Raw genomic sequence first — 12,246 nt, 5'->3', positions numbered from 1 at the left:
GGCCCTGTCGATCGCATCCAGAGGCAAGAAGAGCGACCTCCGAATTCATCGGAAGCGCAGCAGAGGTGACGACAAACACCATCCGGGCCGGGCACGCGCGCCGTCGCCTGAAAGCACCGGGCAAGGGAGGACACCGTGACGACGATAACCAACATTCACGCGACAACGGAGGGTGACGGGAAACTGCACCGCTCCATCAGCTGGACCGGCGCCTTCTGGGTGGCGAGCGGCGTGCCTGCTTTGGTGCTGTTCTCCATCGGCGGCATCGCCGGCACCACCGGGACGCTCTCGTTTCTGATCTGGGCCATCTCCATCGGCATGGGCTTCATCCAGTCCTTCATCTATGCCGAGATCGCCGGCCTGTTCCCGAACAAGTCGGGCGGCGCCTCCATCTATGGCGCGGCCGCCTGGGTGCGCTACGTGAAGCTGGTGGCGCCGCTCTCGGTGTGGTGCAACTGGTTTGCCTGGAGCCCGGTGCTCTCGCTCGGCTGCTCCATCGCCGCCGCCTACATCCTCAACGCCTTCGCCCCGGTGCCGGCAGTAAACAGCCCCGAGGTGGCGCAGTGGATCGCCGCCCATGCCACCACCCTCACCGGCACCGATGCCGAGAAGGCCGCCGCCGCGGTGGCGGCGCTGACGCCGGCGGTGCGCGACTGGACGCTGTTCTCCCACGCCATCGGCCCCGTCTCCTTCTCCCTGAACGCCTCCTTCTTCGTGGGCGCGACGCTGATGCTGGTGGTGTTCGCCATCCAGCACCGGGGCATCATGGGCACCGCTAGCGTGCAGAAGTGGATCGGCCTCTCGGTCATCATTCCCATGGTCATTGTCGGCCTCGTGCCGATCCTCACCGGCAAGGTGGACTGGGCCAACTTCTCGCCGCTGGTGCCGCTGGCCGCCGCCGGCGCGGCCGATCCCGGCAGCTGGAACATCCCGGGCTGGACGCTGGTGCTCGGCGGCCTGTTCATCGCCGCCTGGTCCACCTACGGCTTCGAGACCGCCGTCTGCTACACGAGCGAATTCCGCAATCCCGAGAAGGACACCTTCAAGGCCATCTTCTATTCGGGCCTTCTGTGCCTCGCGCTCTTCATCCTCGTGCCCTTCACCTTCCAGGGCGCGCTGGGACTTTCGGGAATGCTGGACCCGGCCATCGTGGACGGCTCGGGCGTCGCCCAGGCGCTAGCCCACATGGTGGGCGGCGGCAAGGTCATCGAGAGCGCCCTCGTGATGCTCATGATCCTCGCCCTCATGCTGTCCATCATGACGGCCATGGCGGGCTCCTCGCGCACCCTCTACCAAGGCGCCGTGGACGGCTGGCTGCCCCGCTTCCTCGACCATGTGAACGAGCACGGCGCGCCCACGCGGGCCATGTGGGCGGACCTGTGGTTCAACCTCGTGCTGCTCGCCATCGCCTGCGCGGACGCCACCAGCTTCTTCTTCGTGCTGGCCGTCGCCAATGTCGGCTACATCATCTTCAACTTCCTGAACCTCAACTCCGGCTGGATCCACCGCATCGATTCCGGTCACGTGGCGCGGCCCTACAAGGCCCCCACCATCCTCATCGTGCTCGGGACCGTGTTCGCCTTCGCCAATGCGGTCTTCATGGGCGCCGGCGCCAAGGTGTGGAACCCGGTGGCGCTGTGGGCGGGGCTCATCACCGCCGCCCTCATCATCCCGGTCTTCATCTTCCGGCACTATGTGCAGGACGGCGGCAAGTTCCCGCACGAGACCTTCGAGGATCTGCAGGTCGGCGATGGGACGAAGACCCAGAAGCGCGCCGGCATCCTGCCCTATCTGACGCTCATCGCCGGCGTCGCGGTGGTGATCCTCTCCAACCTCTTCTTCCACCTCTGATCCGCAAGGAACATGCAGGATGACACAGGGACTTTCCGCCTTCTCGCGCCTCTCCGCGCTGTCCGACCGGCACCGCGCGCTCGGCACCGCCTTCGAGGCCTCCTGGAACGACATGCCGGTGCCGCAGAACTACGCCACCGACACCTATGACGAGGTGATCGCGGTGCGTACTGCCGCCGGCCTGTTCGACGTCTCCGCGCTGCGCATCATCGACGTGGCAGGCAAGGAAGCGCTCGCCGTGCTGAACGAGATGTGCACCTCGGACATCTCGAAGATCGCGCCCGGCGCCTCCTCGCTCACCAGCGTCGTGGACGAGAACGGCTCCCTCATCGACGACGTGCTGATCTATTGCGACGGGCCGAACGCCTATCGCATCTCCCACGGCGGCGGTTCGCTGGAGGACATCCTGCCCGGCGTTGCGGCGGGCCGGGACGTGACCTTCACCAAGGACAACGACGTCCACATCATGTCCCTGCAGGGGCCGAAGGCGCTCGACATCCTCAACCCGAACACCCCGTTTGCGCTGGAGACCCTGCCCTATTTCGGGCACCAGCGGACGACCCTGTTCGGCCGCCCCGTCTCCATCGCCCGCGGCGGATACTCCGGCGAGCGGGGCTACGAGGTGTTCTGCGCGGCGGCGGATGCGGTCGCCTTGTGGGACGCCATCCTCGCCGCCGGACAGCCGTTCGGGGCCATGCCGGCCTCCTGGTCCTGCCTCGACGTGGTGCGGGTGGAGGGCGGCCTCCTGTTCTTCCCCTATGACATGCCGCAGGGCGACACGACCCCGTGGGAAGTGGGCCTCGGCTGGACCGTGGACCTGTCGAAGCCCGCCTTCCGCGGCCGTGACGCGCTGGTGCGCCGCAAGGGCCAGGAGCGGGTGGCGCAGGTGGGGGTGGAGATCGACCACCACGCTGCCGTCGAGCCCGGCGCCAAGCTGTTCCGGGACGGCAGGGAGGTGGGACTTCTGAACTCCACCGCCTACAGCCACTACCTCATGCGCTCCCTCGCCCTTGCCCACGTGACGCCGGAGCTTGCCACCTGCGGCACCGAGTTGGAGGTCCATGGGGCCGATGGCACGTTCGTGGCGCGGGTGGTGAAGACGCCCTTCTACGACCCGCTGCGCCTGCGCACCCACCCGCTTGAAGAACGTACGGCCTGAAACCTTAGCCACCTCAGGCCGTCGTGCCCCAGGGCTCCCTCCGACGCGCTGCCTCCGAGGCGCGTCCTGAGGGGCTTCCCCCCTGGGCGCTGCCGGAGAGCGTGCCGTCCCAATCGCGCTCTCCGGCCCTTCCCACTTGGGGCCGGCGTCGGCCGGCCCCATTTTTCTGAACGAGCCCCGCTACATGGTCCCTTCGCGTCCCCAGAATTGCCAAGCGCCGAAGCTTCGGCTTTATTCGCCGCAACAAGAATTTCGCGTGTGGCGAATCCGTTGGGGCACGTTGCCATGGTCGATGCCGATCACCCCCGGCCCGCTGCCCTTTCTGCCCGCTACAGCGCCGTGCGCCTGAACAGCCCGGACTGGTTCGCGCGCGTGGGCGATGTGGCCCGCTCGATCGGTTCGGACCGCTTCCATCGCGAGCTGGTGGAACTCGCCGGCGCCGCCATCAACCACGATGCCTGCTGGATCATCCGCTATTCACGCGTGGCGCCGCCGGATGTGCTCTACACCAAGGACGTGGCGAGCGACGTGGTCGCCTATTATTCCAACCTCTATTCGTCCGTGGACCCCTTCTCCGAATACTGGAGGAACAACGGCAGTCCCGGCGTGCTGATGCTGAACGACGTGCGCTCTCCCGGCCAGTCGTGGGACATGTACCACAAGGTTTTCCAGACGCTGGCCAGCATCTCCGACGAACTGGGCATGTTCTTCTCCACCGTCGGCCATTGCTGCTTCGGCCTGTTCCTCGAGCGGGAAACGGGCCGCTTCTCACAGACCGACATCGAGCGCGCGCGGCTCATCTTCCCCATGCTGGAGGGCTTCCACCGCTCCCACCTCGGCGCCCTGTTCAACGATTTGCGCAACCCGCGCGGGGCGCAGGTGGAAGGATTCATCACCCGGCCCACCCTCATCGAGGACCGCTTCGGCGTGGATGTCTTCGCCAACGATGCCTGGCGCGACGCCGCCCGGCGCGCGCCCGCCCTCGCCGATGCGGTGGAGGCTCTGCGCGTCGCTCCGGCCGGGACGATCCATGCCTCGGGGCCGCTGAGCGTGAAGGTGGAGGTCTTCGACCGCGATTTTCCGCTCGCGCCGGGCGGGCGCATGTATGTGCTCGATGCGCCGCAGCGCGGGGCGGAGGACGATCCCGACCGCCTGCTGGAGGACGCGCTGGGCATCTTCACGCCGCGCGAGCGCGAAATCCTGCTGCTTCTGATGAACGGTCAGACCACCGGCGAGATCGCCCAGAAACTGAGCCTCAGCAAGGGCACCATCAAGAACTGCCGGCTGCGCATGTATCGCAAGACCGGCGTCGGCTCCGAGCGCGCGCTGGTCAAGCACGTGATGCAGTCCATCGGGGCGCGCTAAAGCAGAGGCCGGCTATTGCGGCAGCGCTGCCGAAATGCGCTGGGCGGCATCGAGAAGCGCCGGCAGGAAGCGGGTGCGCATCGCCTCGATGGAGCAGCGCCCCTCATGGGTGGAAACATTGAGGGCGGCCAGCACCTCCCCACGCCGGTTGCGCACCGGAACGGCGATCGAACGCAGGCCGAGTTCCAGCTCCTGGTCCACCAGCGCCCAGCCCTGCCGGCGCGCATTCTCCACAGCCTCCTTCAGGGCCACCATGGTGGCCACCGTGCGGGGCGTGCGCTTCTCGATTTTCACGCGGTCATAGAAAACCGCGAGTTCCGCTGGCGGGAGGCCCGAAAGTAGAACGCGCCCCATGGAGCTGCAGAAGGCAGGCAGGCGCGAGCCGATGGACAGGCCAATCGTCATCACCCGCGCCGTCGGCACGCGCGCCACGTAGACGATATCGTCACCGTCCAGCACCGAGAGGGAGCAGGATTCCTGCAGGGAATTGACCACGTCGCGCATCACCGGCTGCGCCACCTCCCACAAGGGCAAAGAGGAGAGATAGGCGAAGCCCAGCTCCAGCACCTTGGGGCGCAGGGCAAAGAGCTTTCCGTCGGTCTCCGCATAGCCCCCGCGCACCAGAGTGAGCAGGAAGCGGCGGGCAGCGGCGCGGGTAAGGCCGGTGTGCTGCGCCACCTCGCTCAGCGTCATGCGCGGCTTGTACTGGCTGAAGGCGCGGATCACCTCGAGGCCGCGTACGAGGGACTGGACGTAGTCCTTGTCCTCGCCCGTCGTCATGCCCCCTCCTGCGAACCGCTGGCGGCGGAGTGCCCGGCCGGCGCATGATAGGGGCCGGCGTCCGCCTGCCCAGCGGCCCGGCTTATGTCGGCCGCCTGCTCGGCAGCGCGCGCCGCCATCAGACGCTCGTCGCGCCAGGCGACGCGAGCCTCCCAGTCCTCCAGCGGCAGCAGCGCCCGCCGCTCGGCCGTGGCGCGGGCGACGAGGGCCTCGCTCCATCCTTCTGGCTGGCCGCGCTCGGCCCCCATCTGCCGATAGCGCTCGCCCATGCGCTGGGCATGCTCGGCGAGGCCGCCGCGATAGTTGAGATCTGCCGTCTCGAACGGGCCCACGACGGACCAGCGGAGCCCCAGGCCCGAGGTCATCACCTTGTCGATGTCCGCCACATCCGCGATGCCCTGCTCCAGCATCCAATAGGCTTCGCGCAGCACGGCACCCTGGAGGCGATTGTAGATGAAGCCGTTCACCTCGCGCTTCAGCACCACCGGCACCTGCCCTGCCCGCGCCATGAGCGCGCGCGTGCGGGCGGCGGCAGCTGCATCGGTGAAGGGGGCGGGCACGATCTCGACGATCGGAAGCAGATGGGGCGGATTGGCCGGATGGGCGACGAGGCACCGCGCGCGGCCGGGCAGACCACCGGCGAACTCCGAGGCCGGGAGCGAGGAGGTGGAGCTGGCGAGGACCGCATCCGGCGGCGCCATCTCGTCCATCGCGCGAAACAGCGCGATCTTCAGGTCCAGCCGCTCGGGGACGCTCTCCTGCACATGGATGGCACCATCCAGGGCATCAGCGAGCGTATCGACCACGCTCACGCACGCCATCACCGCCTGCGGGGACTCATCCAGCAGCCCGTGCGCGGTGAGCATCGCGAGACGCTCTTCGACGGCGGGCAGAACGGCGCCGCGAACGTCCGTCGATGCATCATGGACCCTCACGTCGAGGCCTGCCCGGGCGAACACGATGGCCCAGCCCACACCCATGCTCCCACCGCCCACGAGAGTGACGGGTCCGCTCCGGCCTTCGCTCATGGCGCGCCCCAATGTGCGTTCTAAACAATATATGTTCGTAATGCGAACAAGAGAGGAAAGCAAGGACGCAGGATCTGAAACGCAACCGGAGCGAGACTCAAGTGAATCAAATAACTGTAAATTATATATTTATTCCAGTATCGATCGACCAGTTCGCAGATGCAGCATCGATTCTCCTTGACTGCGATCGCAGCTACGCCGTACCAAACTACGCAATATAGTGCGCATATCGCACAAACGGAAGTTTGCGCGACGAGCCCCGCCCAAGCCCCGATCGGGGCGCGCAGCGGGCCGCCGGAAGCGAAACGGAACGCCGGCGTGCGGATGTGCTGACCAACCGGCCACTTCAGTCCCGCGTTGAGCTCGATGGAGGAAATATGAAGACCAAGGCTCTCGCTGCGTCCTTCGCGGCCGCGCTCCTCGCCAGCGCTATGATGGTCGCCCCCGCGGCCGCCCAATATGCCGGCGGCGGCGTGAAGATCGGCGTGCTGACCGATATGTCGGGGGCCTATTCGGACCTCGCAGGCTCGGGATCGGTGGAAGCCGCGAAGATGGCCATCGAGGACTTCGGCAAGCCCATCAACGGCAAGCCGGTCGAGCTCGTCTCCGCCGACCACCAGAACAAGGCGGACATCGCCTCCGCCACCGCCCGCAAGTGGTATGATACGCAGGACGTGGACGCCATCTTTGACATCAATGGCTCCGTGGCGGCGCTCGCGGTGCGCGAGGTGGCCAAGGAGAAGGGCAAGGTCGACATCAATTCCGGCGCGGCGTCCATGTCGCTGACCAACAAGGCCTGCTCGCCCACCGGCCTGCACTGGACCTACGACGTCTATTCGCTGGCCGCCGGCACCGGCAACGCGCTGGTGAGCGAAGGCTACAAGACCTGGTACTTCATCACCGCCGACTACACCTTCGGCCACGACCTGGAGAACCAGGTGGCCAAGATCGTGAAGGAAAAGGGCGGCACGGTGAAGGGCTCGGTGGCCCATCCCTTCGGCTCTTCCGACGTATCGTCCTATCTGCTCCAGGCGCAGGCTTCCGGCGCCAAGATCATTGCCATGGCGAACGCCGGCTCCGACACCATCAACACCATCAAGCAGGCCCGCGAGTTCGGCATCACCCAGGGCGGCCAGACGCTCGCGGCGCTGCTCCTGTTCCTCACCGACATCCACTCGGTGGGCCTCGACGCCGCCCAGGGCATGGTGCTGACCACTGGCTTCTACTGGGATACGGACGACAAGACCCGCGCCTTCTCCAAGCGCTTCGCCGAGCGCATGAAGGGCAAGATGCCCACCATGGTTCATGCCGGCGTCTATTCATCCGTGCTGCACTATCTGAAGGCCGCCGAGGCCGCCGGCACCGACGAGGGCGAGAAGGTGATCGCCAAGATGCGTGAGCTGCCCATCGAGGACATGTTCGCCAAGAACGGCAAGATCCGCCCCGATGGCCGCATGGTCCACGACATGTATCTGGCCAAGGTGAAGTCCCCCAAGGAGTCCAAGGGCCCCTGGGACTATTACGAGATCGTCCGCGTGATCCCCGGCGACGAGGCCTTCCAGCCGCTCAGCGAGAGCACCTGCCCGCTGGTGAAGAAGTAATCTCGCGCGCGCCGGCCCGTCTCCTCCCGGACCCGGCGCGCGCCCCGGGCGCCCGCGCGCACTTGCGGCGCGGGCGCCCGGGGTTTTTCCTTATCTCCGCACGGTCAAGAAGGCGAAGCCCATGCTGTTCCATGTCGAGATGCAGGTGAACATCCCGCACGACTTCCCGGCCGAGAAAGCGGACGCCATCAAGGCGGCGGAGAAGGCCTATGCGCAGGATCTTCAGCGGCAGGGCAAGTGGGTGCATCTGTGGCGCATCGCGGGGCGCTACGCCAACGTCTCCATCTTCGACGTTTCGAGCGTGGACGAACTGCACACGCTCCTCTCCTCGCTCCCCCTCTTCCCCTTCATGGACATCAAGGTGACGCCCCTGGCGCGCCACCCCTCCGCCATCTGAAGCCGCGCCCGAAGGATCACCGCATGCCCTACATGATCGAGACCTTCGACAAGCCCGGCACGCTGGACTTGCGTGCTCAGGTGCGGGACACCCACCTCGCCTTCCTCGATGCGCACAAGCACCTGCTGCTCGCCTGCGGCGCCAAGCTGGACGACGACGGCAACGCCGCCGGCGGCGGGCTCTATGTGGTGGCGCTGGAGACGCGGGCGGAGGCGGAAGCCTTCATCGCCGCCGACCCCTTCTTCACCGCCGGCCTGTTCGAGCGTGTCCAGATCCAGCGCTGGCGCAAGGCCTATGTGGACGGCGTGTGCTACCTGCCGGAGGCGAAATGAGCCCGCGGACCCTGGTCACCGGCGGATCGAGCGGCATCGGCCTCGCGGTAGCGCGGCAGGAACTGGCCGCCGGCCGCGCCGTCGTGGTGCTGGACCGTGAGCCGCCCCCCGCCGATCTCGATGCCCGCTTCATCTGCGTCAACCTCATGGACGAGGCCGCGACCACCGCCGCCCTCGCGGAAGCCCTCTCGCACGGCCCCATCACCCGCCTCGTGAACAACGTGGGCATGGTGCGACCCGCCAGCCTCGACGACACCACTGCGGATGATTTCGCCGCGGTCATGCGGCTCAATCTCGGCGTCGCCATCCAGGCCACGCAGGCGCTCCTCGCGGGCATGCGGGCGGCACGCTTCGGGCGCATCGTCAACGTTTCGAGCCGCGCCGCCTATGGCAAGGAGTTGCGCACCGCCTATGCCGCCAGCAAGGCGGGGCTCATCGGCGCCACCCGCACCTGGGCGCTGGAACTGGGCAAGGACGGCATCACTGTGAACGCGGTCGCGCCCGGCCCCATCGCCACGCCATTGTTCACTACAGCCAACCCGCCCGACGCCCCGCGCACCCGCGCCATCGTGGAGGCCATCCCCGTCGGCCGCATGGGCACCCCGGAGGACGTGGCGCAGGCGGTTTCGTTCTTCCTCTCGGACGAGGCCGGCTTTATCACCGGCCAGACGCTGCCGGTCTGCGGCGGCATCACGGTGGGCAAGGGCGCGGTCTGAAAGGCACCGCCCGTCAAAGGAGACCGCATGCCGTCCAATCCCCGCTGGACCCGCCGCCCCGAAGGCTCCACCTGGGGCGACTTCGGCCCGGACGACGAGCTCGGCCGCCTCAACCTCATCACCCCCGACAAGGTGCGCGCCGCCGTCACCGAGGTGAAGGAGGGCCGCACCTTCTGCCTCAGCCTGCCCCTCGACCGCCCCGGCGGCAACGTGCTGAACGTGCGTCGGCTGCCGCCCGTGCTGAAGCCCACCGGCACCGAGGACGCGCCGCGCTTCAACGCGCAGCTGTGCGTAGAGGATGCGAGCCTTGTCGACGTGGTGAGCGACGACAAGGTGGAGATCTGCCTGCAATACTCCACCCAGTGGGACAGCTTCGCCCATGTGGGGGCGCTGTTCGACGTGAGCGGGGAGGGCCGACCAGAGCCGGTCTATTACAATGGCTTCCGTGCCGGAACAGATATCGTCGGCCCGCGCGACGCCGAGGCGCGCGGTATCGCCTCTGGCGCGCATCGTCTGGGCATCCACAACGCCGCCCTCCATGGCGTGCAGGGCCGCGGCGTGCTGGTGGATTTGCTCTCCCTCTTCGGCCGCGCGCGCCATCTTGTCGGCTATGACGATCTCATGCGGGCCATGGACGCCCAAGGCGTGACCGTGGAAGAGGGCGATATCCTCTGCCTCTACACCGGCTTCACGCAGGTCGTGATGGAGATGAACGGCATCCCCGACGGCGCGATCCTGAGCAAAAGCTGCGCCGCCCTCGACGGCCGCGACGCGCGCCTGCTGCAATGGATCTCGGATAGCCGCATCGCCGCCCTCGTCGCCGACAATTATGCGGTGGAGCATCTGCCGGCGAAGCGCCTCGCCGCCACGACGCAGGCGGCCATGCCGCTGCACCACCATTGCCTGTTCAGGCTCGGCGTTCCGCTCGGCGAATTGTGGTGGCTGGCCGATCTCGCCGCCCATCTCAAGGCCGCCGGCCGTAATCGCTTCCTCCTTACCGCCCCGCCGCTGCGCCTGCCCGGCGCCGTGGGCTCTCCCGTCACCCCCATCGCCACCGTGTGATCTTCCACAGGAGACCCGGATGCCCTTTATCGCCATCGACGGTCGCACCACCCATTACGCGCTCGAAGGGGCGGAAGGCGCACCGGTCCTGCTGCTCGCCAATTCGCTCGGCACCAGCTTCCTCGTCTGGGACGCGGTGATGCCGGCGCTGACCTCCCGCTTCCGCGTGCTGCGCTACGACATGCGCGGTCACGGCCTCTCCGACGCTGCCCCGCTGCCGGATGAGAATACCGGCTATTCCATTGCCACCCTTGCCGGCGATGCGCTGGGATTGCTCGATTCTCTAGGCATCGAACAGGCCCATGTGTGCGGCCTGTCCATCGGCGGCATGGTGGCCCAGCATCTGGCGGCCCATGCGCCGGCGCGGGTGGACCGCCTTGTCCTGTGCGACACCGCCATGCAGATCGGCCCCGCCTCGGTGTGGAACGAGCGCCTCGCCGTCATCCGCCGCGACGGGCTCCCCGCCATCGCACCCGGCGTCATGGCCCGGTGGTTCACCGACGGCTTCCGCGAGCGGGTGCCGCACATCGTCCGCGGCTATGCCAACATGGTCGCCCGCACGACACTGGAAGGCTATGTGGGCTGTGCCATGGCGGTGCGCGACGCCGACCTGACCGCCTCCGCCGGCCGCATTTCCGCGCCGACGTTGGTCGTGGTCGGCGACAAGGACCCCTCCACCCCGCCCGCGGCGGCCGAAGCCATGGCGGCGGCCATTCCCGGCGCGCGGCTGGAGGTGATCGCAGAGGCCTCACACATCCCCTGCGTGGAGCAGCCGGAAGCGCTCGCCCGCGCGCTGCTGGAGCATCTGGGCGCGTGACAAGGTATTGACCTGACAGGCCGATCGGGCTGTGCCACGCAAGCACTCCCGATTGGGGAACGTTCTCAGCTCCCGGCCCTGCCGCCTTTGGCATCGGGCTTCGCCTCCGGCTTGACCTCCGGCGGGGGGCCTGCGGCGCGCAGGTTCACCAGTTGGTTGAGGAGCTGGAACCAGAACGGCGCACCAAAGGAGATCGCAATGGCGGTCAGGAGCCACCCGGCGACATTCAGCGCATCCGTCCAGCGCAGCTCCGCGCGCACGAGGCGCTCCGGTGAAACGCAACGGGTCGAACCTGTTGGCGGCGTTGCGGAAATTGACGGCTTGGCGGCCTCCGCACCGGTTTGTTGAGCGCCGGACGGACAAAAATGCCAGCCGATCGGCAGTGGCGCCAGATCGGACAGAATGCGCGAAACGGAGATATCCCCATCGGGCGGAAGCCCTTGTTTCGAAAAGACTTCCGCCTTCAGCTGAAGCTCGGCCCGCAACTGGGGGCTTTTCATCAGCGCATCCACGAGGGTGAAGGTATCCACGTTCAGGGCGGCGGCGAGGAGGAAGCCGATGGCCACCAGCCAGGCTTGGGTATGGCGCTTGTACTGGCCATTGAGCCGGTCCATGGCCTGATCGTACCAGCCATCCACCGCAGCCCGGAAGGAATCGAGGTCAGCGCCAGCGCTTTCCATAAGCGTAGTAAGGGCTTGCTTCAGCTTACCATCCGGCAGGGCCCCCACCGTCTTGCGGATGTCGACCATGGTATCCGCCTGAGATCCCTGGCTGACGAGGGAGAGGAGGGCGAGGGTGAAATTCCGCGCCGGCACGTAGGACGGCCTGCCCTTCGGGCTCGTCCCACCAACCAGGGCATGTCCATATAATTCCTCAGCTATTTGGCGCAGCTGCCCATTGGTTGTCCCGTCCGGGGCGACCAGTTCGCGGATGGCGGCTTCGAGGCCCTTCTGGCGGTTCTTGAAGATGGCGGCGACCTGCTCCTGAACGGTGGAGACGAGCAGACTCATCATGGTGTAGGTGAGCACCAGCGCGATGGTGATCGTGAGGACATCGCTTAAGGTCATAAGCCCCTCCCCCAATTGGCTTTTTCCAGAGGTCCGGCGCCCCCGCGCCGCATCACAGGACCACTGGACAA

Annotated in this window: 12 protein-coding genes; 9 read left to right on the top strand and 3 right to left on the bottom strand. The window is 67.1% G+C overall.

Annotation, left to right across the window (positions count from 1 at the left end; genetic code table 11):
• The first annotated feature begins 135 nt into the window (after positions 1 to 135).
• The 3 genes from V5F63_RS04190 (at position 136) to V5F63_RS04180 (ending at position 4,375) form a co-directional block, all read left to right on the top strand.
• Complete coding sequence (locus V5F63_RS04190; protein ID WP_394101668.1) at positions 136 to 1,851, top strand: trimethylamine N-oxide permease; 1,716 nt, start codon at positions 136 to 138, stop codon at positions 1,849 to 1,851.
• A gap of 19 nt (positions 1,852 to 1,870) precedes the next feature.
• On the top strand, positions 1,871 to 3,010 hold the full coding sequence (locus tag V5F63_RS04185) for an aminomethyl transferase family protein (protein ID WP_394101667.1): 1,140 nt from the start codon (positions 1,871 to 1,873) through the stop codon (positions 3,008 to 3,010).
• A 285-nt stretch (positions 3,011 to 3,295) separates the two neighbouring features.
• A complete protein-coding gene (locus tag V5F63_RS04180; RefSeq protein WP_394101666.1) occupies positions 3,296 to 4,375 on the top strand; it encodes a helix-turn-helix transcriptional regulator in 1,080 nt (359 codons plus the stop codon).
• A gap of 12 nt (positions 4,376 to 4,387) precedes the next feature.
• Here the strand turns inward: V5F63_RS04180 and V5F63_RS04175 are convergent, their stop codons facing one another.
• Positions 4,388 to 5,155, bottom strand: a complete 768-nt coding sequence (locus V5F63_RS04175; RefSeq protein WP_209487844.1) for an IclR family transcriptional regulator — start codon at positions 5,153 to 5,155, stop codon at positions 4,388 to 4,390.
• A complete protein-coding gene (locus tag V5F63_RS04170; protein ID WP_394101665.1) occupies positions 5,152 to 6,183 on the bottom strand; it encodes a 3-hydroxyacyl-CoA dehydrogenase in 1,032 nt (343 codons plus the stop codon). Before V5F63_RS04170 ends, V5F63_RS04175 begins: the two co-directional genes overlap by 4 nt.
• Positions 6,184 to 6,560: 377 nt before the next feature.
• Here V5F63_RS04170 and V5F63_RS04165 point away from each other — a divergent pair, with 377 nt between their 5' ends.
• The 6 genes from V5F63_RS04165 to pcaD all read left to right on the top strand — a co-directional run bounded on the left by V5F63_RS04165 (position 6,561) and on the right by pcaD (position 11,108).
• Entirely contained in the window at positions 6,561 to 7,784 is a 1,224-nt protein-coding gene (locus tag V5F63_RS04165; protein ID WP_209487842.1) for an ABC transporter substrate-binding protein, read from the top strand.
• Between the two features lie 121 nt (positions 7,785 to 7,905).
• Entirely contained in the window at positions 7,906 to 8,181 is a 276-nt protein-coding gene (catC, locus tag V5F63_RS04160; protein ID WP_169124412.1) for a muconolactone Delta-isomerase, read from the top strand.
• Positions 8,182 to 8,204: 23 nt separating this feature from the next.
• Positions 8,205 to 8,513 (top strand): YciI family protein, encoded by a 309-nt coding sequence (locus V5F63_RS04155; protein ID WP_209487840.1) that lies wholly within the window; start codon positions 8,205 to 8,207, stop codon positions 8,511 to 8,513.
• Positions 8,510 to 9,229 carry an SDR family oxidoreductase gene (locus V5F63_RS04150; protein WP_209487839.1) on the top strand — a complete coding sequence of 240 codons (720 nt, stop codon included), beginning with the start codon at positions 8,510 to 8,512 and terminating at the stop codon, positions 9,227 to 9,229. The genes V5F63_RS04155 and V5F63_RS04150 overlap by 4 nt, the downstream gene beginning before the upstream one ends.
• Before the next feature lie 27 nt (positions 9,230 to 9,256).
• On the top strand, positions 9,257 to 10,291 hold the full coding sequence (locus V5F63_RS04145) for a cyclase family protein (protein ID WP_209487838.1): 1,035 nt from the start codon (positions 9,257 to 9,259) through the stop codon (positions 10,289 to 10,291).
• 19 nt (positions 10,292 to 10,310) lie between these two features.
• Positions 10,311 to 11,108: a 3-oxoadipate enol-lactonase gene (pcaD, locus tag V5F63_RS04140; protein ID WP_209487837.1), complete on the top strand. Its 798-nt coding sequence runs from the start codon at positions 10,311 to 10,313 to the stop codon at positions 11,106 to 11,108.
• Positions 11,109 to 11,173: 65 nt separating this feature from the next.
• Here the strand turns inward: pcaD and V5F63_RS04135 are convergent, their stop codons facing one another.
• Positions 11,174 to 12,175 carry a hypothetical protein gene (locus V5F63_RS04135; RefSeq protein ID WP_209487836.1) on the bottom strand — a complete coding sequence of 334 codons (1,002 nt, stop codon included), beginning with the start codon at positions 12,173 to 12,175 and terminating at the stop codon, positions 11,174 to 11,176.
• Between the last annotated feature and the right edge of the window lie 71 nt (positions 12,176 to 12,246).

Origin of the sequence: Xanthobacter wiegelii (assembly GCF_043193855.2) — a bacterium.
Lineage (GTDB): Bacteria > Pseudomonadota > Alphaproteobacteria > Rhizobiales > Xanthobacteraceae > Xanthobacter > Xanthobacter flavus_A.
The sequence above is the reverse complement of the archived record's forward strand: the minus strand, read 5'-3'. Positions and strand labels throughout refer to the sequence as shown.

Bases quoted from the DNA above. Each gene is read 5' to 3' on its own strand.
- V5F63_RS04185 (WP_394101667.1), top strand. From the start codon at position 1,871: ATGACACAGGGACTTTCCGCCTTCTCGCGCCTCTCCGCGCTGTCCGAC.
- V5F63_RS04180 (WP_394101666.1), top strand. From the start codon at position 3,296: ATGGTCGATGCCGATCACCCCCGGCCCGCTGCCCTTTCTGCCCGCTAC.
- V5F63_RS04175 (WP_209487844.1), bottom strand. From the start codon at position 5,155: ATGACGACGGGCGAGGACAAGGACTACGTCCAGTCCCTCGTACGCGGC.
- V5F63_RS04170 (WP_394101665.1), bottom strand. From the start codon at position 6,183: ATGAGCGAAGGCCGGAGCGGACCCGTCACTCTCGTGGGCGGTGGGAGC.
- V5F63_RS04165 (WP_209487842.1), top strand. From the start codon at position 6,561: ATGAAGACCAAGGCTCTCGCTGCGTCCTTCGCGGCCGCGCTCCTCGCC.
- catC (WP_169124412.1), top strand. From the start codon at position 7,906: ATGCTGTTCCATGTCGAGATGCAGGTGAACATCCCGCACGACTTCCCG.
- V5F63_RS04155 (WP_209487840.1), top strand. From the start codon at position 8,205: ATGCCCTACATGATCGAGACCTTCGACAAGCCCGGCACGCTGGACTTG.
- V5F63_RS04150 (WP_209487839.1), top strand. From the start codon at position 8,510: ATGAGCCCGCGGACCCTGGTCACCGGCGGATCGAGCGGCATCGGCCTC.
- V5F63_RS04145 (WP_209487838.1), top strand. From the start codon at position 9,257: ATGCCGTCCAATCCCCGCTGGACCCGCCGCCCCGAAGGCTCCACCTGG.
- pcaD (WP_209487837.1), top strand. From the start codon at position 10,311: ATGCCCTTTATCGCCATCGACGGTCGCACCACCCATTACGCGCTCGAA.
- V5F63_RS04135 (WP_209487836.1), bottom strand. From the start codon at position 12,175: ATGACCTTAAGCGATGTCCTCACGATCACCATCGCGCTGGTGCTCACC.